Genomic DNA, 20,679 nt, shown 5'->3' with positions numbered 1-20,679 from the left:
TGCGAATACGCAAATGTACGCTGATACCAGATCCAGAATATCGCTACCGCAAGCATCAGCCCAAGACCTATCTTGTAGTACTTGGAGTCGTACCATAAAGACATGTCGTAGTCAGCACTCGCAGCGCCACTCGTTCTCATTGTTGTTGCCATAGCAATCTCTCCTTTATTTTGTGTGTAGTTATTGCAAACATCAAGTTTCTCACTTTAGAGAAACCATATTTGTATGATGGCTATTTTAAAAAAAAGTTTCAAGGAAAAAATGGTTTTTTATACCGATTCTGTCGGGCTGGTTCTTAAAATCGATATTTATTAAGTTCAGTAGATTTGAAATAATACGTTGATGGGGATGTAATAAATCGTTTTACAAATGACTATCGGAATCAAGTTGAATTGACGTCGAAACTGCCGGAAATTCTTGTCGCGCAATATCGTCTTGCCGATTACAGAGTTGGTTCGGGTACCGATGCTTTTATTATGCATATTGACCGGTATTCGGCGCCAATGAACAAGCTGATGACAGCAAAGCAGGTATCAAATGCTGCAATTATTACAGCTTATAATCCATTAGGCAGAAGACAAAGTGCTCAAAATAATCGGGAGGCGCATGTGACACTTCAAGGAGCGCTTGACCGCCGTGCGGTATGCTTGATCGAAAGTACCAATCTTGATCCAGCTGGAACCTGGCCCGATGAAACAGGGTTCTGCGTTTTAGGCGTAAGATTTGAAACGGTTTGCGCGCTTGGCTTGCGGTTCCGGCAAAATGCAATAGTATGGATCCATAATGATGCTGTTCCCCGATTGCATTTACTTAGATAAACCTAAACCAATTCCTGAACACTGGGTTTTAATACAGAATGATGATCAGATATGCCTACAGAATCAAAGCCAATGCTATACTCACCACTTTTGCAATAAACTGGGAGATCAGTTATGAAAAAAATGTTTACCTTCATGATATTAACCTTTTTTACTGTAAGCCTGATAGCGGTTGACGCGGAAGCGAGGCGTATGGGTGGCGGTAAAAGTTTTGGTAAACAGCGTCAGTCATTAAACCAGCAATCCACGCCCAATCAGCAGCAGTCACCAACGCCGGCGCAATCACCAGCGACGCCAGCTGGTGGCGGCAGTAAGTGGGGAGGGGCGCTAGCTGGTCTTGCGGCTGGCGGTCTGTTGGCAGCATTATTTATGGGTGGTGCCTTCGAAGGGATCAATATGGCCGATATCATCATGTTGATTCTGATTGCCGGTGTGGTGTTTTTTATCATACGCATGTTGCGCAGGCCACGTACTGCTGAATCGACACAACGAATGCAGTATTCGGGTATGAATACATCTTCGCAGGATAGTTCAGTAACGCCGCCATGGGGTGCTGCGCGAAGTTCTTCATCGGTTGACAGTGATCAGGCCCAAGCAAATCGGCCGAATATTCCTCCGGGTTTTCAGGTCGAGCCATTTTTGCGTAACGCCAAAATGTCTTTCATTCGTTTGCAAGCAGCAAATGATACGGGAGATCTCAATGATATACGGGAATATACGACGCCCGAAATGTTTGCGGAGATCAGTATGCAAACCCAGGAGCGAGGCGGCGTAACGCAAAAAACCGAAGTCATGTTTATCGATGCAAAACTGCTTGACGTTGAGGCAAATGATGACTCGGCGATTGCAAGCGTGCGCTTTACCGGACAAATGCGGGAGTTGCCAGATGGCGACCCGGAGGATTTCGATGAAGTCTGGCATGTTGAAAAAAATCTCAGGGAATCCGGCGCTGCATGGTTGCTGGCAGGGATACAGCAAGTTGCTGATACCGATTTGACAGACTGATAGTATTTCATGGTATTTCCGGTTACGTGGCGTTGGTAACCCGCCCGGGCCGGAAAAACTATCATGGGGCCCATGGGCCTATACTGATCTTTATTCAGTATGTTTTAAAACATCAGTAAGAGTGGCCGCATATGTACACGAGACTGTCAAAAGTTGTACTGGTATGGGCCGTGGCCTTTTTTGCACTGCTGGTGGTTTTCAATAATGTCACAGATTATGAATCGAATTACACGATTGTTGCGCATGTGCTCAAAATGGACACGACATTTCCCGGCAATACGGGGATGTGGCGTGCCATCGAAGCGCCATGGGCGCACCATCTGGTTTATGGTTTGATCATATTGATTGAAGCGATAATTGCCGCGTTGTGCTGTTTTGGCGGTTTTTATTTATTCAAGGCAAGGCACAATCTGGCATTGTTCAACCGGTCGAAAAGATTTGCAATTTCAGGATTGACCTTGGGGATTTTACTCTGGTTTACCGGTATTATCGCAATCGGAGGAGAATGGTTCTTGATGTGGCAATCGCAGGTTGCCAATGGTCAGCAAGCTGCATTTCGTCTGGTGATGATTTTAGCTGCCATTCTTATATATGTCGTGTTGCCCGATGATGATAGAAACGCGTAATCGAATGCCTTGTAATATGTCATAGCGTTAAAGGTGGCTTTTTGTATCTCTGGCGCATGGCATTGATTGTTCTCAGAATAACTGGCTGTTCAATAATTCTGGCTTCCAGCAGGCGTTTTTTGGGAAAATCCACAAATGACAGGCCAATCAGCATTGTCAGTATGCCTTGACCAGGCAGAAACAGCATAATGAATCCCGCTATCAGAAAAGCGCCGCCTAGCAAATTTTTCGCGATTAATCCGAAAATGCGTAAAATTGGGTGGTGATTCTTCATCCAGTAGCGGGGCACGCTGGTGTCGAAATAATCGTACGGCAGACGAATCAGAATGATTGGTATGATTACCAGTGAGGCGATAAAGCTGATCAGGGAAATAACCGTCAGGTGGATAAGGGCATCAACTGGAATCCATTGCTCAATTGCAGCCAATAAACTATCCATTTTTTACTCCAAAATGACCGGAAATATAGTTTGTGGTCAATTTAATACGAACAAAGTTGCCAATCCTGACGTTTTGACAGGCTGTCAGAGTCTGGCGGGTTAAGCATAGCAGAATAAGTTCATGCCGTAGATACTCGATTAGGACATGTTTGTGTAAGCTTTTGTTCAAACCATGTGCTCTGGATTTGCTGAACCAGAATTTTTCTGGAAAAACAGAACAGCGAAAAATTATTTACCAGGCAATACACAATGCAAACCAAACAAAACCGCAAAAATTTTAAGGTTTAATGCAATCTTAACTTTCATTGTCGAAAAATGTAGGTTAGAATCTAAAATGTAATGGCCTGATTGTGAAAAATAAGAAAGGTTGTTATATTAAAAATAATAATAAACCCAGTAGGTTACATTAGAAATAGGGAGCCGCTACACGGTTGTCAAAACCGCTAGAAAATACTGGGGGAGCAGAGTAATCTGTCGTATTTTTGGACACGACCCCGCTTTTTGTGTGGTTGTTTAGTGGTTAAGTCGGTTTTTTATCGGCTTTTTTAGTTGGTGAAATTAAGACAAAATTGTCAACAATTCAATAAGGAGATTAAGTTATGAGCAATGATGCTAACAGAGCAACAGATTCACAAACACTGAAACTGATCGGTATTACGACCGTTGCATTTATCGTAATTGGACTGATCATTTACAACATGTAAATTGATTGGTTTAGAAAAGCACACAGGTATTGGTTTCCATCGGTAAACGAATGTCTGTGTGCTTGATTCCATTTTTCAGGAGTGTGGCAAAACCTTTACTTTATAGAATCTCCACAGCTTGTACTCGCTTTCACGTGTAGATGTTACCAGCTGTTTCTACCTACAATACGCATAACTTCCTTAAAATATTATCGCGCCATTCTCCCGCCACCGTGCATCAGTTCAGTAACTTGATCGGATCGCCTTCAAATCCGCAGCTCAGCCCAGTCATTTTCAATAATAATCAATCAGGCCCTATCAGCAGTGGTTTCGGGTCTAATGCAATTGAGCATTTCATTAATTTGAAGCACCGCCACATTATTGATTAATTCTATCATTTCATTATCCAGCCCCAGACGTTCATAAATTTCTGGTTTGCATAAGGATTTTATGTCGTTTGCGTTAATCTCACGGTTCCGGTGCTTCTGTTTATAGCGCGCAATCAGTATCGCCAAATGCAGGATGTATGGATCAGAATTGATTTGTTCGACACTGGTCGGATCGTCTTGAGAGGCGACCGTCTTCCAGATGCTTGCCGGTAAATTCCACTCTTTCAGAAATGCGACGCTTAATTCCGTTGAGGTGAATCCAAAAATCTGCCGTTCAGCGTTTGCAACAACACCCTCATTTGCTTCGCCGATACTGAGTATCTGACTGGATTTTTCAGGGAACTGGTTGAACAGAATTAATTTTCCGATTCCATGCAGCAGGCCGGCAATAAATATTCGTTCGCGGCAATTGATGTCATAAGCCATTAACCGGGCAATAATGCCGGTGCTGAGGCTGTGATGCCAGAATGATTCCATACTGACCAGGTCTGAGGAAATACCTTTGAATACAGTTGCCACAGTAGAGGCAAGTGCAAGATTGCGTAGTTCTCTGTGTCCGATTAAAGCAATGGCGTAGGAGACGGTTTCAATTTTTTTAGGAAATCCAAAATAGGCGCTGTTTGCCAGTTTGAGAAGCCTGACAGTTAATACCGGATCGTTGAGGATAGTCTGTTCAAGTTCTTGATTGGTGGTATTCCCGGAAGTTATCAGTTCGTTGATTTTATATACGACCTCGGGCAGCGAGAAGATGGATTTGGCGCGTGTGACGATTGCATTCGGATCCATAAATAACCCTGAATTAATTGTTGCCTTATTGTAAAGGAATTGGATTGAATCATTTAAAAAAAATACGTTACACTTTTTCTCTGGTTTTTTATAGAGCGAATGATGTCAACACAAACCGACTGGAAAAGTCCGCAAATGCTTCGATGGTGTCAATATCTTTTAGACAGTTATGCATATTGGACCGGGAAGGAACTAATACCACGAAAAGGCACTACATATGAGCAGGCGTCTTATTTGTTTAACTGTTCGTTTGTTGTTGTATCGCACCAGGCGCGGGAGGACCCGATTCTCAATTACGGTAATCAGACGGCGCTTAATTTGTGGGAAATGGACTGGTGCCAGTTTACTAAGACCCCTTCACGTATGACCGCAGAGCCCGTAAACCGAGAGGAACGCGCCAGGGTGTTGCAGCAGGCCAGAACGCACGGTTACATTGCCGATTATCGCGGGGTGAGGATTTCAAGTACTGGCAAGCGGTTTCTGGTTGATCAGGCAATTGTCTGGAACATATTGAATTCTGATGGTATTACGATTGGCCAAGGAGCGACATTTTCGATATGGCATTTTTTGTAAAAACCAACAGAAAAAACGTTTCCGGAATTTGCGTGACACATGGCTTAAGGGTATACGTATCATTGTGGATAAACCGAATATGCGTTCAAGCATAAAAATAACGACGATTTAATGAAAAACCAGTTTTCACCGCCCCACTTAATCTTTTTTTTGTTCCTGCTCGGAGTCCTGCTGATACTGATTCAGTTGGAGTTGCTTGCATTTGCTTTCGAAAAACTGAATCTGCCACCCGAGATGGGTTTGACCATTCTGCTGCTGTCAATGTTTGGAAGCGCGGTCAACCTGCCGGTAATTCGCATTAAAAGTAAAGCTGATCCATCGCACATAGTGCGGGAAAAGCACTGGAGTATTATAAAAATACCTGTTAATCCTTATTATAATGAAACGCTGATTTCGATAAACCTGGGAGGGTGTCTCATTCCGGTTGCGCTTTCGATGTATCTTTTTGTCAATAGTGGCCTGACAATGTTGATTACCCTGTCTGGAATCGGCATCATCGCTGCGGTCAGCCATTACTTCAGCCGTCCCATTCCGGGACTGGGTATCGGTATGCCTGTATTGATTGCACCAGTCAGCGCGGCATTGGTTGGATTGTATTTGAGTCCGGATCAAAGCGCTCCGCTGGCCTACATCAGCGGTACGCTGGGGGTGCTCATCGGTGCTGATTTAATGCATTTGAAGAAAATTCCGCAACTAGGCGCGCCCCATGCATCAATTGGCGGGGCTGGTACCTTTGATGGCATTTTTATTACCGGTATCGTGGCCGTTTTGCTGGCCTGATTGCAACATGCATTGTCTGTTGCATTACAGGCCAGAATACCGTTATGCTGGTGCTTATGAAGAATCAAAGCCGGCCGCGCAGTCTTATATTCGATAAACAACATCTGTTGCACAGACTGTATATACTGCAGCAACAAGATCGCCATATTTCGTCAGAAACAATTGTTCGGGTTGCCGGTGAATGCAATATGCCCGTCAGTCAGGTCGCCTCAGTCGTTGATTTTTATTCCTTTTTTTATCGTGAACCCGTTGGGCAGTATCATATGCTGCTCAGTAACTGTACAAGCTGCGGATATCAGGCCGGTGAAACCGACCTGTTGAAAATGCTTTGTCGAAGTCTGAACGTTGATCCTGGAATAACGCGGGCAGACGGTCGTGTCAGCATCAGTGAAACATCCTGCATCGGGATGTGTGATCACGGTGCATCCATGCTCATCAATGGTATACCGCTGGTGGGACTCGATGAAACGAAAGTGGTGCGGATAGCTGGTTTGGTTGAGCAACAAATGACGTTGTGCCAGTGGCCGCAGGACTGGTTTCAAATAACGCATCCTATTCGGCAAGGCGGCATGTTGCTGAACAATGTCGGTCCACCGGGTAACAGTTTAACGAAAGCGCTGTCCACCGGTCCTGGACGCACGCTTGATATGATTGAATATTCCGGCTTGCGCGGACGCGGTGGTGCAGGTTTTAGTACCGGCAAAAAATGGCGGTTCTGCCGAGAAGCGACAGGCGATACTCATTACGTCGTCTGCAATGCAGATGAGGGCGAACCCGGTACGTTCAAGGATCGTTTTTTGTTGCAATGTCATGCTGGTGCGCTTTTTGAGGGCATGGCAATCTGCGCGTCAGTGATCGGCGCCAGAAAAGGGTTCCTTTATCTGCGTGGCGAGTACCGGTATTTGCTGACTCATTTGCAGGAAGCGCTGGAGTTGCAGTACAACAATAATCTGCTGGGTTGTTCAATATTGGGGCATGCCGGTTTTGACTTTGATATTGAAATTGTCGTCGGCGCAGGAGCGTATATTTGCGGAGAGGAGTCTGCCCTGATCGAATCGCTTGAAGGCAAACCGGGCGTGCCGCGAATACGACCGCCATTTCCGGTTACGTGTGGCTATCTTGGGCAGCCGACTGCCGTCAACAATGTAGAAACTTTTATTGCAGCCGCGTATATTGTCGATCATGGCAGTGGCGTTTTCAGAATGAGTGGAACGGAGCACTCTGCCGGCAGTAAAATCTTGAGTATCAGTGGCGATTGTCGGAATCCGGGCATTTATGAATACGCCTTTGGCGTCAGTATTCAGCAGGTTCTGAATGATTGCGGTGCAGACAACGCGCAAGCGGTACAAATCGGCGGGCCTGCCGGAACGCTTGTGGCGCGCAGAGATTTTCGCCGGCGGATCAGTTTTGAGGATGTGTCGACCGGCGGTTCGTTCCTGGTATTCGGAGAGAATCGCGATCTGCTGGCGGTGAATCAGAACTTCGCGCGTTTTTTCGCGCATGAGAGCTGTGGTTTCTGTACCCCCTGTCGGGTAGGTACTCGCCTGATGGAAGGCAGTTTACAAAAAATCGTCGACGGGCGTGCGGTAGCGGCGGATATCGATGAAATCAAACGGTTAAGCAGCTTGATTATGCGCTATTCGCACTGCGGTCTGGGGCATACCGCAGCCAATCATATGCTTGACAGTCTGAAACAGTTTCCAGATTTATTTGAGGAACGTATCATGCGGCAAGCGTTTTCACCGCAGATTGATCTGGAAGCAGCGCTGGAAACCGCGCGGCAGATCACGCACCGCGACGATGCGGATGCTCACCTGGATTAAGCCTATGACATATGAATCCAATAAAGCGATTGATGCAAATAGCATCACGATAGATGGTGAAACGGTTCCGTTTGATGCCGGACAGACAATCATGGATGCGGCGTTGGCTGCTAAAATTCATATCCCGCACCTGTGTCACTATCCGGGGCTGACGCCCGCGGGCAATTGCCGGTTGTGCATGGTTGAAATGAACGGCGAGTCGGTTGCGGCGTGCGTCACTCAGGCGCAGTCCGGCCAACAGGTCAGCAGCAACACGCCGGAACTGAATGCTGCCCGGCTGGCGATCACGCAAATGTTGTTTGTCGAGGGAAATCACATCTGTCCGTCCTGCGAAAAATCGGGCAACTGCCGATTACAGGCAATGGGCTATTATCTTGGCATGCTCGAAGAACACTTTCATCAGTTCAATCCGCGCCGGGAAATCGACGCATCGCATTCGACTGTTTTGCTGGACAGGGATCGTTGCATTTTATGTGATTTATGTGTTCGCGCCAGCCGTGATATCGACAAAAAAAATGTATTCGCTATCGCAGGACGCGGTATTCATGCCCGCCTGGTAGTCAATACCGCATCAGGAAAATTGGGTGACAGCAATATTGAAGAGAATGATCTGGCGGCAAAAATCTGCCCGGTCGGCGCCATTCTGATCAGGGAGCGGAGTTTTGATTCGCCGGTCGGTGAACGTATTTACGATAGGCGATCAATCAGCGACACGGCATTGACGGAACATGTGCCCGAAAAGGAGGTTGATCGTGGCTGAACGTAAAATCAAAATCGCCACGACATCGCTGGCCGGGTGTTTTGGTTGCCATATGTCATTTCTGGATATCGATGAGAAACTGGTGCTGTTGAATGACCGGATCGAATTCAACCGGTCTCCGTTCACAGATATTAAACAATGCAGTCCGAGCGATATTGGTTTGATCGAAGGCGGTGTATGCAATGCGGACAATGTGCGGGTGCTGCGTGAATTCCGTGCCAGCTGCGCCATTCTGATCGCTGTGGGAGCCTGTGCAATTACCGGCGGCGTACCGGCAATGCGCAATTATTTTGATTTGCGCGAATGCCTTGAAGAAGTGTATCTCAATGGAACGGGCGTAACTAATCCGCAGATTCCGAGTGATATGGAACTGCCACTTTTGCTGGACAAAGTTTATCCCGTACAGGAAGTGGTTAAAATTGATTATTTCCTGCCCGGTTGTCCACCCTCCGCTGATGCATTTTTGCAAATGCTGGTACCGTTGCTCGATGGCCAGAAACCACGGCTGGCAACAGACCAGCTGCATTACGACTGAGGCAACCTTATGACGGACAGCAAATCAACAGAATCTGCAGCTACCGGCACGCGGCGCATCGCGATTGATCCGATCACACGCATTGAGGGGCATGGCAAAATTACGCTGATGCTCGACAGTGATAACCACATACAGGAAGCACGCCTGCATATCGTCGAATTCCGCGGTTTTGAGAAATTTATCCAGGGACGGCCTTACTGGGAAGTGCCATTTTTCGTGCAGCGCTTATGCGGTATCTGTCCGGTCAGTCACCAGCTCGCAGCGGCCAAAGCGGTTGACCAGCTCGCGGGCATTGAACAGCTGACGCCAACAGCGACAAAACTGCGTCGGTTGTTACATTTCGGCCAGATCCTGCAATCGCATGCACTGCATTTTTTTCATCTGTCGTCGCCGGATTTTCTGTTCGGTTTCGGAAGCGATCCGATGCGCCGCAATATAGCGGGCGTGCTTGAAAAATACCCCGACATTGCCATGCAGGGCATCAAGATGCGTAAGTACGGCCAGCAGATTATCGAGGCAATTACTGGCAAGCGTATTCACGGTACCGGTACACTGCCTGGCGGCATGAACAGGCAGCTGTCGCAAACCTGGCGCGATGCATTACTGGCGGATATTGAGGATATATTGGAGTGGAGCGAGAACGCGCTGCGGTTGAACGAGCAAATTCATACTGAGCACCCGGAGCAGGCGGATTTTGCCATGTTCCATTCGAATTATCTGAGTCTTGTTGACAATACGGGAGCGCTGGAATTTTATCATGGCGGGTTGCGTGCGTGCGATTCCGGTGGCACGCCGATTTTTGACCATCAGGACTACTGCGACTACCGGCAGATACTGCGCGAGGAGGTGCGCGCTTGGAGTTACATGAAATTTCCTTATCTGCAGCAACTTGGCAACGAGCGAGGCTGGTATCGGGTCGGTCCGCTCGCTCGCGTTAATAACTGCGACGCTATCACGACCCCACTTGCCGAAGCTGCGCGCAGACGCTTCAAGGCGTTTGGTGGGGAAGGGCCGGTACATAATACGCTTGCGTACCACTGGGCGCGCATGATCGAAGTATTGCACTGCGCCGAGTCGATCCAGCGCCTGCTACACGAGAACGAAATTACCGGCACAGACCTGACTGCCGAAAAGGGCGACAGGCGTCAGCAGGGCATCGGTGTTATCGAAGCCCCCAGAGGCACGCTGTTCCATGACTATACCGTTAACGACGAAGGCATCATCACCAAAGCAAATCTAATTGTCTCCACCACCAGCAACAACCAGGCCATGAATGAATCCATCCGCAGTGTGGCCAACCGTTACCTCGACGGACGCGAAATCACCGAAGCGCTGCTCAACCACCTGGAAGTTGCCGTACGCGCTTACGACCCCTGCCTGTCGTGTGCAACACACGCCCTCGGCAAAATGCCGCTGCAGGTGGAACTGTTGGATGCGACCGGGACGCTGGTTCACCGGCTGGTGAAGCAGGGAGGTGGTGGAAATTAAAACATTTTTTTTGTAATAAGTTAAGTTTCTGAAGGAATAGGTTTGTTTGGGGAAATAGCCTCTCATTCAATATTTATCATCTTGCACAGTAAGCTGGAAAGTATTTGATTTTGATTAGCAGCGACAGTTGAAAAGATCAATGAATAAATTGAAATAAACTAACATAGATCTAAAAAGAATATTATGATATTGAATTTAAAGCCAGAAGACTTGGATGGAAAGGCAATATTATGGCGGTATATGGATGTTGCAAAATTCATCTCCATGTTGGAACAGAATGCAATTTGGCTGGCGAGAGCGGATACTGTTTTCGATAAGCATGAAGGACGTTTTCCTGTCGAAATGCAAGAGAGCATAAACAAAGCCTATCAAGATTTTGATGACAACGATAATTCTCCCGTAAAGGATGCTAATGATTTTCAAGAATATTTAATTAAAAACACTTTTATAAGTTGCTGGCATCATAATCTTCAGGAAAACATGGTGATGTGGGAAATATATGGGAAGGATAAAAATGCTGTTGCTATTCAAACAACAGTCGATGGTATCGCAAGCAATGTAAATCCAAGTGTATTATGCGGGCATTCGCTTATCTTTAAAGATGTAACTTATAACAACGCGGATGAAGTTTCAGGAGTACTAAAGTATGAAGACTGTTTTTTTAGAAAACGTCGCCACTTTTCGTTTGAGCAAGAGGTCAGGATAAGTCTGGATACTTATTCTCGTTATAAGCCAGCAAAAAGAACGCCCTATGGCTACAAACTACCAATACTCTTAAGTGGTATGATTGATAAAGTAGTGGTGCATCCGGATTCTTTAGACTGGTTTTTCGATGTAGTAACTTCAGTAGCAAAGAAATATTGTCTACGTGCACCTGTAGAGAGAGGGGTATGTGGCAATAAGTAGTGCGTACGCCTGTATTAAATTTACAGATGAAATCGTTGAATATTTATTGTCGCGCTTTGTCTTGCGTGCTCTGGATCGGTTTTACATGGCGTTGATAATGCATCGGTAGGCAAGTCGGCATGAGGTTCGCGTATCCCGTACCGGTTAGGGAAATTTTTTGGTTATAAAATGCTGCACACAACGGTGGCTAAAAATCCTCCGAGGATACCCCCGACGACTGGGACATACGTGTAACCCCGGTTGCTGTCACGTTTATTCGGTATTGGAAGTATTGCATGCATGATGCGTGGCCCCAGATCGCGGGCGGGGTTGGCAGCGAATCCGGTAGGTCCGCCCAACGATCAGCCAATACCGAACAGCAGCAGTGCCACGGGCAGTGCGTCCAGTGCTCCCAGACTGGTTTGCGGCGATACAATCATCATGATGCCGAAAACCAGCGCAAAGGTACCTACAGCTTCTGTCACAATAATGTGAACCGGATTTATGGTCGCAGGCCCGGTACAAAAGGCAGCCAGTAGCGAATCTGGATCGATTGTCTGATCAAAATGCTGTCGATACGTGGTCCATAATATGTTGGCTTGTCAACATGGAAATAAAATTGTAGTGATAATGAGGTTGTGTACGGTAAGATCAACGGATGAGGGTATTTTCTGCTGACGAATGCGTTGCGATGTAAAGCAATATCTTCGTTTTAGGGCAGGTACAGGTTAGCTATTAAGGCTTGTGTTGCTTCAATTTTCATGTGTTGCCGAATGTCGCTCAAACTATTGACTCGCGCAGTCTAATAGGTGAACCTGTGAATGTATCAACTGTTGGTGTTGCCGAGCGGTTGAATGAAGCAGTTACTTCATAAATGGAAGGCCGGTATTTAACGAGCTGTTAAAAATCAGAGAGAGCGTGGCTATGGTTATTTTGTCTGTGCGGCAGGTGCTGATTGTTTTAATTTTGAGTATATCGGTGATGCAGGCGTCGCATGCAGCGGATAATGAACGGCAGTCGGCTACTGGCCTGATTCATCAGTTAAAGTTTGGCGTGCTGGCACATGATGTGGGTGATCTATGGAGCGGATTTCACCGCGAAAACGGCGTCGACCTCAATATTGAATTGGTACTAGTGCCTTCACTGGATGTTCTGGGCGGTAAGCTGCGGCCTGCGCTGGGCGGTTCAATCAACACGAATGGTGATACATCAAAGGGCTATTTCGATATTCTGTGGCAATATAATTTCAGTTCGGGTATTTTTGTCGTTACCGGTGTGGGCGCGGCTGTTCATGATGGAAAGCTTCATTCGACGGATGTCGGCAGGAAGGCGCTGGGATCGCGCGTGCTTTTTCACATTCCATTAGAAGTTGGATATTTTCTGACATCGAGAACAACTTTTTCTGTCTATTTTGACCATGTCTCCAATGCCTATACGGCGAGCGAGAACGAAGGAATGGATACCCTGGGCGCACGTCTGGGTTATGTTTTTTGAATGCGAGGAGGAACCATGGGCAACACGTTAGCAATTCTGTTATTGTCGTTGTCGGCTCATTTGGCCGCAGAGCAAGTCGATACAAGACAACTTGAAGAAAAATCAAAACAGCTTGCGGCACAATTAGGTATGCAACTCAAGGCGCGACTGAAAACAGCGATCGAGGCAGGCGGACCGGCCAGTGCAATATCGGTGTGTAATGTCAGCGCGCCCCGTATCGCCGAGGAATTGTCAAAAGACGGATGGTCAGTGGGGCGTACCAGCCTGAAGTTGCGCAACCCGGCAAACCGGCCTGATGAATGGGAGCGTGCCACGCTTCTCGCGTTTGATCAGCAGTTGGCGTCGGGTGCGGCCGCCGCCAGCCTGCAGCACAGCACGATTGAATCTCGCGAGGGTGAGACCCGCTACCGGTTTATGAAAGCGATACCAATTGATGGCGTTTGTCTGGCCTGCCATGGCGAACAGATTGCAGGACCGGTGCAAACCGCACTGGTAGAAAAATATCCCCACGATGAAGCTACCGGTTACAAATCGGGCGAGTTGCGCGGAGCGTTTACGATTTCAAAGACTCTTGATGGCAAACCGGACTGACAAAACGGGTTTCTCAGGTATCGCAGCACTGCGCTTGAGCAGCTTGAAAGCAAGCCGCTTCAGAAACTGATGTTCGGAGCTTGTGTTTGGTTGAGCTGTTACAGAAACTCGACTGTGCATGGGTAATTTCAGGATCGGGAATTTTGATTGGTAGATGGTACTGCAATGAATAAAGGAACGCTGCTTTTCATCTTTTTATTGGTATTGTTGACCGCCGGTTGCGCCAGCCAGTACAGTAACAGGCAACTGCTCGAACTGCTCGGCGATATGGGTCTCAAAACGGCGCATCACGAAAAAGGCATAGTCGTATTTTTACCCGAGGTGTATTTTGAATTCGACAGCAGTCAATTGACAGCTGCCGCGCTGGAAAAGCTGTCTGATATCAGCAGTGTACTGATAGATCCCAGGGCGTCAAACAGGTATATTCTAGTCGAAGGGCATACGGATTCAATCGGTAATAGACATTATAACGAGCGATTATCGATGAATCGCGCTGATGCCGTAGCAGATGCGCTGATTGCCTATGGCGTCAATGATTTTAGAATCACTCGGCGCGGCTATGGCCAGAAATATCCGATTGCTCCCAATACAACACCAGACGGACGGGATAACCCTGAAGGGCGAGCACAGAACCGAAGAGTGGAAATCGTTGTCGTGGAAAACAAATAAATGCCCGTCTTTAGCAAACCTGGTTCGAGAAGGAATCACACTTATTGATTGCCAGGCTTTCGGTTATTGTGTTAGATAATCTGCTCAAAGCCGTTTTGATCGGCCTGACAATGTAATATTACGCATTGATAACTTAAGAATAGCACTAAAAGACCGCTGATATGTATAGCCAGTTTTTTAAGTTGTATAAGAACCCTTTTAGTCAACTGATCCGGCAAGACAGCATCTATCTGCCGGACAGTCACCAGTTGGTTTTCAACCGATTGGTCGAGTCAATAGCTCAGTCGACTGGTATTGTCTGTTTGTTGGGAGCGGCAGGCGTGGGCAAGTCGACTTTGATTGCGCGCGCAGTGAAAACAGTCATACAGCGCGAACCGGATATCTGTTATAAAGACTTGTCTGTCTGCGTCGGTATGCAGGAATTGAATCAGACTGCTCAACATGATTTTTCCGGCGTGATCGCGGCGGTCCAGGATGACGGTGAGAATTCTGCGGGTGACTGCAGCAAAACCGTGTACGAGTTGGATGCTACCGATGAAATAGATGCAGAAACGTTGATAAAGCTGCTGAAGACCATTGCCAAGCGTAATGTCGGCAAAAATCAGGCTTTGCTCATTCTGGCGGGTCGCGGCGGCCTGGAGCAATCGTTGAACGCAGCCCTGCGGACACTGGATAAAAACTTGTTTCAAGGTATTCATTATCTGAATGCCTTCAGCGACGTTGAAGTCAAGAATTATATTGATCATCGTTTTTACGTTGTACAGTATACGGGCGAGTCGATTTTTACCGAGAGCGCAGTTCGTACAGTTGCAGTGCTTGCAAACGGAATTCCAGGGTATATCAATACGATTTGCGGTATGGCGCTGTTTCAGGCAGACAGGAAGCAGCATCAGACGGTTACAGACCAGGAAATTGCTGAAGCCGCAGAACTCAGCCTGCTCGAAGAAAATGATGAATGCTCCTTCTTGCAGGGCAATATTCAAGAGATTGTCAAACCTGACCCGCAACCGGACCCGGTGTATGTGCCTGTATCCGTCCAGCGTCATGAGAACTTCACAAAACGCAGCCGCAACTGGTTTTTATTTATATATCCAGGTGCTGTATCCGCAGTTGTAGCAATTACTACGGTGATTGCTTTTCAACAGTTCTTTGTGCCGCAGCCGGGCGAGCAGTCGAATGAGGCCGTTGTAAACGCGCAATCTGAAATCTGGGTACCTGTTAACGAACTGTCCCGGGATGGGTATCATGCGCTAAATCAGCATAAAGTCCCGACCAATTATGCAGCGGCGGGCGTGACATTAAATGTTGTCGATGCTGACGAGAGCGGAAAAAAATATCAGCATCAACCCAATGCACTGAGGGCTGAACGTTCTGATGAAACAGTACAGACGCTGCTTGCACAGGCTGCCTCGCTGGAGCAGAACAGTCATTTGACATTGCCGAAAGACAATAACGCGATTGCAACGTATCAACAGATTCTTGAAATTCAGCCGAATAATATTGATGCCATACAAGGAATTGAACGTATTCAACATCATTTTATCCACCGGGCAAAACAGGCTATTTCGCAATCACACTGGAAAACTGCGCAATCCAATCTGATCAAAGCGAAGCAGATCAATCCAGACCATCATGCTGTTGATACCCTGCTGGCCGATGTCCGCAAGCAGGTACAGGCTATGAAAGCTGCTATGGCTCGTGCGCTCGATCAACAGGAGCTTGCAGCTAGAAAAAGAGCAAATGCGCGCTATCAGCTAAATGAGAAAGGCATTGATTTCGATCTGACTAATTTTTTTCTGCTGGCCGAGCATGGTAAAACAGACCTGATTGGATTATTTCTGGATGCGAACATGCCTGTTGACGCGCAGGATACTTCTCTAGGTGACACGGCATTGATGATAGCAGCTTCTTACGGGCATCTGGATACCGTAAAGCTGATGCTGAAGCGACGAGCCGATGTTAATAAACAGAATCGAATCGGTCGAACCGCACTGATGAACGCAATCGTATTTGAGCAATACGATATTGTTTTTAATCTACTCGATCAGTCGGTCGATATAAACGTTAGCGATCAGAACGGCTCGAACGCACTTATGTTTGCTGTACAGAAGAATCAGCCGGCTATCGTTGAAATTCTACTCGGGAAGGGGGCCAACATTCATACACGGAATGTGCTTGGCCAGAGTGCGTTATCCATTGCGCAGGAAAATAACAATTTCACAATCGTCTCGCTTTTAAAGACAGCGTACAACATGCAATAAAGTGCATTATAAAAGGCGTGTTGATTTGATAGCCGCTGATTGATACTAAGTTCTTGTGCAACATGACAGCATTAGGGAAATACATCAAAATACTGAATTCTGCTGACAAGAACTGCACTATCACATAACTGATTGTAGTTTGGAAAATGATAAATAATTGTTTTGAGCAGAAGCTGCTGCTACCGCTTTAGTACCGAGTTTAAGCAGCAGTGTCGTCGGGTTCTGTCATCATGACCTTGTAAAAAAGGCCATCTGTCATGAACAGATTCGCGGTCGAAAACTACAATTTACATTTCGTGCTCACCAACGGGTTCCTGGCCTGTGTAAAGCGCATTCCAGTCTGGCGACTGGTTGTTCAGATAGCAATAAACCGGTTTCTCGTTCCGTAACAGATCGACAAACCATTCATATTGCCATTTCGGAGCAAAGATCGTGCCGCGTTTACGTTCCGGAATAAATGTATTGGATGGTACCGGACTGCTGTCGTTCAGAATATAAATTACGACGTGATAGTCATCGCCCCTGCATAAAATATATGCAGGAAATTTGGATGTTACTCCGCCCGACATAGCGGTGAGTTCGCGGGCAATTTTGATCTCATATGTTTTGACTTCAAAAGTAACTGTCGACATTGTATTTTCTCCTTTCAAATTATGCAGTTCACTAGGGCAGTCATTTGTCTGCTTGCAGTACGAATCATTAATGAAAGCCGTTATCTGAGTGTGCGGCAGTTCAATTGGCCGATGCAGCCCATGCCTCCAGAATATCTGTTGATTCGAACAGTTTACGCACTATTGACAGCAATATCCAATAGCTTGAATGCACCGTTGTCGATTTTACCTATATCAGAGGCTTCAGCATTATTTTATGACCGCCCTACACACAAAACCGAAACGGCAAATAAAATGTGCTTGCCCGGTATCATTTGCGCATCCAGAACCATAACAATACGGACAGGATGATTGAAATCAGCAGACCGGTTGTCAAGGGGAAATAAAATGTAAAGTTTTCTTTCTCGATATAAATATCGCCCGGCAAACGGCCGAAAGGCAGTTTGGACAATACTGGCCAAGCCACACCGATAATTAACAATATGATTCCAAGCGTAATCAGCAGTTGTTGCATCATTTCCAAGAATATGAGAAAACAAAGTAACATACTAACAAACGGATTTTATCTTCTCAAACTGTGAAGCGTCTGCTTATTTTTGGCTATGGCAATCCAGGTCGGGGCGACGATGTACTTGGTTTGCTTTGTGTGGAAAAAACCGTCCTGGCTGATAATGAAAATGTCAACTGCCGCAGTGACATGCAGTTACAGGTCGAGCATGTGACCGATCTGCAGGGTCAGAATGAAATTATTTTTGTTGATGCGGATGTCAGCTGCGCTGAGCCATTCGAATTTTCAACCATTTGTGCACAAAAGGATGACAGTTATACCAGCCATGCATTAACGCCGGCTGCACTGCTGTATGTTTACCAGCTGGTTTATCGGCGCGATCCGCCGGCTGCATTCCTATTGCGAATTCGGGGTTATAATTTTGCCTTGGGAGACAGGTTGAGCGAAAAGGCCGCAAAAAATCTCGAATTGGCGATACGATTTATGGATCGGCGATATAAGCACTCATGGATGCTGTTTGATTGATCGTGAAACACTGTTATTGCTGTCAATGTAGTGCCATTGTATGCCACAACGAACATGCCAGTGTTACGCTGTTGAGTAATATGGGTAGAATGGGGTTAGAGACGAAAAATGCATGAACTGTCGCTGGCCGAAAATATGTTGCAGATAATCGAAGAGGCTGCGGCCGAACAGGGGTTTACGCGGGTAAAAACGATATGGGTTGAAATCGGGCAGCTGTCATGCGTGGAGAAAGACGCATTGCGGTTCTGTTTTTCCACGATTGTTGACGGTACTGTCGCGCAACAGGCGGCACTGGAGATCATTGATATACCCGGTCGCGGCCGCTGCGTGCAATGTGGCTGCGAAGCGTCAATCAGTACACTGTATGATGCCTGTCCGAATTGCGGCTGTTATGCAACAGATGTAATTCGTGGCAATGAAATGCGGATTACAGAAATGGAAGTAGAGTAGGAGCGGACAATGTGTACAACATGCGGTTGCGGATCGGATCAGGTTCATGTGGATGGGGCAATTGTGCATCAACATGATCACGACTATTCTGGGAGCAGGCGTGCGCATATGCATGCACACAGTGCATCTGATGCGAACGAATCGCGCCGGGTCAAAATCGAACGGGCTGTTCTGGCTAAAAATGACAGGTACGCGCAAACCAACCGCCAATTTCTGGCGGAACATGGTATTTTGATGTTGAACCTTGTGTCGAGCCCCGGTTCCGGCAAAACCACACTGCTGGTTGAGACCATCAGGGCCCTGCAAAGTGACTTGTCGATTGCGGTTATAGAAGGTGATCAGCAGACCGATCAGGATGCAATGCGTGTTCGTGCAACCGGTGTACAGGCGGTGCAAATCAATACCGGCAAGGGATGCCACCTTGATGCACACATGGTGGGGCATGCCATTCAGCGACTCGATTTGCAGGAAAACAGCGCACTTTTTATCGAAAATGTTGGTAATCTGGTCTGTCCGGCTGGATTCGATCTGGGTGAAGTGCATAAGGTGGTAATTCTGTCGGTAACTGAAGGCGAGGATAAACCGCTCAAATATCCGGATATGTTTCGTGCAGCGGGTTTAATGCTGTTGAATAAATGCGATTTACTGCCCTATCTGTCATTTGATGTTTGTCGCGCAATCGAATATGCGCACCGGGTCAACCCGTCGCTGCAAATCATTCAGGTATCAGCCACCCTGAGGACTGGGATGGCGGAATGGTTCGATTGGATCAAACGAAATCATCATTATGCTGTAAAAGCGAAAAAAACGATTGTTTCGTCGCAGTACTCCAGTGACTGAAATTGATCTGTCAGCTGTTCGAGTCGTGAATCTTCCGATCAGCGGCCCGTCTGTTCTGGCTTGCGGGGCGTGGCTGAAAAATACTGTCTGCCTGTCACATGGAAACCGAGCTTATCTTTCCGCTGTTATCGGTGATCTGAGTAGTGTTGAAGCGAGAAAAAAAATGGATGCCGTTGTTGCAGAAATGTGCCTGCAGTTGGATATTGAGCCTGAAATAATTGCACATGATCTGCACCCTGAATTCTACAGTACCATGTTTGCACGCAACTTTGCGGCGAGTCAATGTAAACCTGTTATCGCTGTACAGCATCATCATGCACATATCGCGGCCGTGTGCGCCGAGCATGGGGTTACAGAACCGGTAGTGGGGCTGGCACTGGATGGTGTCGGGCTGGGTTCAGATCTGTCGCCCTGGGGCGGCGAATTACTGTACGTAGACGATAGTGGTTTCCAACGTATCGGTCATCTGGCAGAACTGCCGCTGCCCGGCGGAGACCGGGCAGCGCAGGAGCCCTGGCGCATGGCAGCCGCTGTGCTGGCAAGAGCAGGCCGTGGCGGTGAAATTGAAAAGCGTTTTCCTGCGCAGTTGGCTGCTCCTTCTGTTGCCGCCATGCTGCAGAAAGATATTCATTGTCCTCGGACAACCAGTATGGGTCGGCTGTTCGATGCGGCGGCGGGCTTGTTGGGAGTGAACATGGTTCAAGCGCATGAAGCCCAGGCAGCGATTGCCTTGCAACAGCTGGCTGAACAATACGGTCCGGAAGAAGCGCTGAAAAACGGTTATCTGATCACAGAAGACAATACGCTTGATTTTTTTCCACTGCTTTCATATCTGGCGAGTTATCAATCTGTCAAACGAAATGTTGCCAGAGCAGCGTCGCAATTTCATGCGACATTAACTACCGGGCTGGCAGAATGGGTTTTGCAGGCCGTTCGGCGCTACCGCATAACCCGGGTTGCCATGGGCGGTGGCTGCTTTCATAATAGGGTCTTGCTGCAGGAGCTGATAAAAAAACTTAAAAACAGCGCATCGGGCAACGTATTATCCATTTATACAGCTCGGAGGATACCACCCGATGACAGTGCTGTAGCTTTGGGGCAAGCATGGATTGCAATACAAAAAAGAAGGGGTTGAGTATT

At 47.2% G+C, this 20,679-nt stretch carries 25 protein-coding genes; 18 read left to right on the top strand and 7 right to left on the bottom strand.

Translation table 11 applies throughout. The features are described from left to right. A partial coding sequence (locus BMX44_RS17160; protein WP_281246230.1) for a methane monooxygenase/ammonia monooxygenase subunit C occupies positions 1–152 on the bottom strand: 152 nt, incomplete at its 3' end. 240 nt (positions 153–392) lie between these two features. Here BMX44_RS17160 and BMX44_RS01380 point away from each other — a divergent pair. From BMX44_RS01380 to BMX44_RS01370, 3 genes are all read left to right on the top strand, one after another. Next, positions 393–818 carry a DUF3293 domain-containing protein gene (locus BMX44_RS01380; protein WP_143056862.1) on the top strand — a complete coding sequence of 142 codons (426 nt, stop codon included), beginning with the start codon at positions 393–395 and terminating at the stop codon, positions 816–818. A gap of 114 nt (positions 819–932) precedes the next feature. After that, positions 933–1,823, top strand: a complete 891-nt coding sequence (locus BMX44_RS01375) for a Tim44 domain-containing protein (RefSeq protein WP_090627205.1) — start codon at positions 933–935, stop codon at positions 1,821–1,823. Between the two features lie 131 nt (positions 1,824–1,954). Continuing rightward, a complete protein-coding gene (locus BMX44_RS01370; protein ID WP_090627203.1) occupies positions 1,955–2,449 on the top strand; it encodes a DUF2165 family protein in 495 nt (164 codons plus the stop codon). A 19-nt stretch (positions 2,450–2,468) separates the two neighbouring features. Here the strand turns inward: BMX44_RS01370 and BMX44_RS01365 are convergent, their stop codons facing one another. After that, positions 2,469–2,888, bottom strand: coding sequence for a PGPGW domain-containing protein (locus BMX44_RS01365; RefSeq protein ID WP_090627202.1), 420 nt, complete (start codon positions 2,886–2,888; stop codon positions 2,469–2,471). Positions 2,889–3,879: 991 nt separating this feature from the next. Then, entirely contained in the window at positions 3,880–4,746 is an 867-nt protein-coding gene (locus BMX44_RS01360; protein ID WP_090627200.1) for an HDOD domain-containing protein, read from the bottom strand. A 102-nt stretch (positions 4,747–4,848) separates the two neighbouring features. On the opposite strand from BMX44_RS01360, the gene BMX44_RS01355 reads away from it, so the two are divergent. The 7 genes from BMX44_RS01355 (at position 4,849) to BMX44_RS01325 (ending at position 11,611) form a co-directional block, all read left to right on the top strand. Further along, positions 4,849–5,319 carry an MEKHLA domain-containing protein gene (locus BMX44_RS01355; RefSeq protein ID WP_218143898.1) on the top strand — a complete coding sequence of 157 codons (471 nt, stop codon included), beginning with the start codon at positions 4,849–4,851 and terminating at the stop codon, positions 5,317–5,319. A 111-nt stretch (positions 5,320–5,430) separates the two neighbouring features. Then, positions 5,431–6,099: a DUF1614 domain-containing protein gene (locus tag BMX44_RS01350; RefSeq protein ID WP_090627196.1), complete on the top strand. Its 669-nt coding sequence runs from the start codon at positions 5,431–5,433 to the stop codon at positions 6,097–6,099. Positions 6,100–6,155: 56 nt separating this feature from the next. After that, positions 6,156–7,922, top strand: coding sequence for an NAD(P)H-dependent oxidoreductase subunit E (locus BMX44_RS01345; protein ID WP_090627272.1), 1,767 nt, complete (start codon positions 6,156–6,158; stop codon positions 7,920–7,922). A gap of 4 nt (positions 7,923–7,926) precedes the next feature. Next, on the top strand, positions 7,927–8,682 hold the full coding sequence (locus tag BMX44_RS01340) for a 2Fe-2S iron-sulfur cluster-binding protein (RefSeq protein ID WP_090627270.1): 756 nt from the start codon (positions 7,927–7,929) through the stop codon (positions 8,680–8,682). Further along, on the top strand, positions 8,675–9,217 hold the full coding sequence (locus BMX44_RS01335; RefSeq protein ID WP_483869857.1) for an NADH-quinone oxidoreductase subunit B family protein: 543 nt from the start codon (positions 8,675–8,677) through the stop codon (positions 9,215–9,217). Before BMX44_RS01340 ends, BMX44_RS01335 begins: the two co-directional genes overlap by 8 nt. A gap of 9 nt (positions 9,218–9,226) precedes the next feature. Next, positions 9,227–10,705 (top strand): Ni/Fe hydrogenase subunit alpha, encoded by a 1,479-nt coding sequence (locus tag BMX44_RS01330; protein WP_090627193.1) that lies wholly within the window; start codon positions 9,227–9,229, stop codon positions 10,703–10,705. Between the two features lie 183 nt (positions 10,706–10,888). Further along, positions 10,889–11,611 carry a hypothetical protein gene (locus tag BMX44_RS01325; protein ID WP_090627191.1) on the top strand — a complete coding sequence of 241 codons (723 nt, stop codon included), beginning with the start codon at positions 10,889–10,891 and terminating at the stop codon, positions 11,609–11,611. A gap of 161 nt (positions 11,612–11,772) precedes the next feature. On the opposite strand, the gene BMX44_RS17155 is transcribed toward BMX44_RS01325, so the two are convergent. Both BMX44_RS17155 and BMX44_RS17365 read right to left on the bottom strand, forming a co-directional pair. Further along, a complete protein-coding gene (locus BMX44_RS17155) occupies positions 11,773–11,949 on the bottom strand; it encodes an aquaporin (RefSeq protein WP_281246229.1) in 177 nt (58 codons plus the stop codon). Between the two features lie 3 nt (positions 11,950–11,952). Continuing rightward, positions 11,953–12,075 (bottom strand): hypothetical protein, encoded by a 123-nt coding sequence (locus BMX44_RS17365; protein ID WP_281246228.1) that lies wholly within the window; start codon positions 12,073–12,075, stop codon positions 11,953–11,955. Between the two features lie 439 nt (positions 12,076–12,514). On the opposite strand from BMX44_RS17365, the gene BMX44_RS01315 reads away from it, so the two are divergent. The 4 genes from BMX44_RS01315 to BMX44_RS01300 all read left to right on the top strand — a co-directional run bounded on the left by BMX44_RS01315 (position 12,515) and on the right by BMX44_RS01300 (position 16,605). Then, the gene (locus BMX44_RS01315; protein WP_245738782.1) at positions 12,515–13,084 is read left to right on the top strand and encodes an acyloxyacyl hydrolase; all 570 of its coding nucleotides are present in this window, start codon (positions 12,515–12,517) and stop codon (positions 13,082–13,084) included. Positions 13,085–13,099: 15 nt separating this feature from the next. Further along, positions 13,100–13,675 carry a Tll0287-like domain-containing protein gene (locus BMX44_RS01310; protein WP_218143897.1) on the top strand — a complete coding sequence of 192 codons (576 nt, stop codon included), beginning with the start codon at positions 13,100–13,102 and terminating at the stop codon, positions 13,673–13,675. 165 nt (positions 13,676–13,840) lie between these two features. Further along, positions 13,841–14,344, top strand: a complete 504-nt coding sequence (locus tag BMX44_RS01305) for an OmpA family protein (protein WP_090627188.1) — start codon at positions 13,841–13,843, stop codon at positions 14,342–14,344. Between the two features lie 161 nt (positions 14,345–14,505). Next, positions 14,506–16,605, top strand: a complete 2,100-nt coding sequence (locus BMX44_RS01300; RefSeq protein WP_090627186.1) for an ankyrin repeat domain-containing protein — start codon at positions 14,506–14,508, stop codon at positions 16,603–16,605. Positions 16,606–16,892: 287 nt separating this feature from the next. Here the strand turns inward: BMX44_RS01300 and BMX44_RS01295 are convergent, their stop codons facing one another. Together BMX44_RS01295 and BMX44_RS01290 are read right to left on the bottom strand one after the other, a co-directional pair. Continuing rightward, positions 16,893–17,237 (bottom strand): hypothetical protein, encoded by a 345-nt coding sequence (locus BMX44_RS01295; protein ID WP_090627184.1) that lies wholly within the window; start codon positions 17,235–17,237, stop codon positions 16,893–16,895. 289 nt (positions 17,238–17,526) lie between these two features. Continuing rightward, positions 17,527–17,733, bottom strand: a complete 207-nt coding sequence (locus BMX44_RS01290) for a DUF2905 domain-containing protein (RefSeq protein ID WP_245738781.1) — start codon at positions 17,731–17,733, stop codon at positions 17,527–17,529. A 60-nt stretch (positions 17,734–17,793) separates the two neighbouring features. Between BMX44_RS01290 and BMX44_RS01285 the strand changes: the two genes are divergently transcribed. The 4 genes from BMX44_RS01285 to BMX44_RS01270 all read left to right on the top strand — a co-directional run bounded on the left by BMX44_RS01285 (position 17,794) and on the right by BMX44_RS01270 (position 20,674). Beyond that, entirely contained in the window at positions 17,794–18,249 is a 456-nt protein-coding gene (locus BMX44_RS01285; RefSeq protein ID WP_090627181.1) for a hydrogenase maturation protease, read from the top strand. A 108-nt stretch (positions 18,250–18,357) separates the two neighbouring features. Then, complete coding sequence (gene hypA / locus BMX44_RS01280) at positions 18,358–18,699, top strand: hydrogenase maturation nickel metallochaperone HypA (protein WP_090627180.1); 342 nt, start codon at positions 18,358–18,360, stop codon at positions 18,697–18,699. A 9-nt stretch (positions 18,700–18,708) separates the two neighbouring features. Continuing rightward, on the top strand, positions 18,709–19,539 hold the full coding sequence (hypB, locus tag BMX44_RS01275) for a hydrogenase nickel incorporation protein HypB (RefSeq protein ID WP_090627178.1): 831 nt from the start codon (positions 18,709–18,711) through the stop codon (positions 19,537–19,539). Then, a complete protein-coding gene (locus BMX44_RS01270) occupies positions 19,532–20,674 on the top strand; it encodes a Kae1-like domain-containing protein (protein ID WP_090627176.1) in 1,143 nt (380 codons plus the stop codon). Before hypB ends, BMX44_RS01270 begins: the two co-directional genes overlap by 8 nt. Positions 20,675–20,679 lie beyond the last annotated feature (5 nt).

The organism is Nitrosomonas marina (assembly GCF_900110145.1).
GTDB classification, from domain to species: Bacteria; Pseudomonadota; Gammaproteobacteria; order Burkholderiales; family Nitrosomonadaceae; genus Nitrosomonas; species Nitrosomonas marina.
Note: the sequence above shows the minus strand (reverse complement) of the source record. Positions and strands in the feature narration are given on the sequence as shown.

What these genes read in the sequence shown, in the direction of transcription:
- BMX44_RS01375 (WP_090627205.1), top strand. Translation starts at nt 933, where the DNA reads ATGAAAAAAATGTTTACCTTCATGATATTAACCTTTTTTACTGTAAGC.
- BMX44_RS01370 (WP_090627203.1), top strand. Translation starts at nt 1,955, where the DNA reads ATGTACACGAGACTGTCAAAAGTTGTACTGGTATGGGCCGTGGCCTTT.
- BMX44_RS01365 (WP_090627202.1), bottom strand. Translation starts at nt 2,888, where the DNA reads ATGGATAGTTTATTGGCTGCAATTGAGCAATGGATTCCAGTTGATGCC.
- BMX44_RS01360 (WP_090627200.1), bottom strand. Translation starts at nt 4,746, where the DNA reads ATGGATCCGAATGCAATCGTCACACGCGCCAAATCCATCTTCTCGCTG.
- BMX44_RS01355 (WP_218143898.1), top strand. Translation starts at nt 4,849, where the DNA reads ATGTCAACACAAACCGACTGGAAAAGTCCGCAAATGCTTCGATGGTGT.
- BMX44_RS01350 (WP_090627196.1), top strand. Translation starts at nt 5,431, where the DNA reads ATGAAAAACCAGTTTTCACCGCCCCACTTAATCTTTTTTTTGTTCCTG.
- BMX44_RS01345 (WP_090627272.1), top strand. Translation starts at nt 6,156, where the DNA reads ATGAAGAATCAAAGCCGGCCGCGCAGTCTTATATTCGATAAACAACAT.
- BMX44_RS01340 (WP_090627270.1), top strand. Translation starts at nt 7,927, where the DNA reads ATGACATATGAATCCAATAAAGCGATTGATGCAAATAGCATCACGATA.
- BMX44_RS01330 (WP_090627193.1), top strand. Translation starts at nt 9,227, where the DNA reads ATGACGGACAGCAAATCAACAGAATCTGCAGCTACCGGCACGCGGCGC.
- BMX44_RS01325 (WP_090627191.1), top strand. Translation starts at nt 10,889, where the DNA reads ATGATATTGAATTTAAAGCCAGAAGACTTGGATGGAAAGGCAATATTA.
- BMX44_RS01315 (WP_245738782.1), top strand. Translation starts at nt 12,515, where the DNA reads ATGGTTATTTTGTCTGTGCGGCAGGTGCTGATTGTTTTAATTTTGAGT.
- BMX44_RS01310 (WP_218143897.1), top strand. Translation starts at nt 13,100, where the DNA reads ATGGGCAACACGTTAGCAATTCTGTTATTGTCGTTGTCGGCTCATTTG.
- BMX44_RS01305 (WP_090627188.1), top strand. Translation starts at nt 13,841, where the DNA reads ATGAATAAAGGAACGCTGCTTTTCATCTTTTTATTGGTATTGTTGACC.
- BMX44_RS01300 (WP_090627186.1), top strand. Translation starts at nt 14,506, where the DNA reads ATGTATAGCCAGTTTTTTAAGTTGTATAAGAACCCTTTTAGTCAACTG.
- BMX44_RS01295 (WP_090627184.1), bottom strand. Translation starts at nt 17,237, where the DNA reads ATGTCGACAGTTACTTTTGAAGTCAAAACATATGAGATCAAAATTGCC.
- BMX44_RS01290 (WP_245738781.1), bottom strand. Translation starts at nt 17,733, where the DNA reads ATGATGCAACAACTGCTGATTACGCTTGGAATCATATTGTTAATTATC.
- hypA (WP_090627180.1), top strand. Translation starts at nt 18,358, where the DNA reads ATGCATGAACTGTCGCTGGCCGAAAATATGTTGCAGATAATCGAAGAG.
- hypB (WP_090627178.1), top strand. Translation starts at nt 18,709, where the DNA reads ATGTGTACAACATGCGGTTGCGGATCGGATCAGGTTCATGTGGATGGG.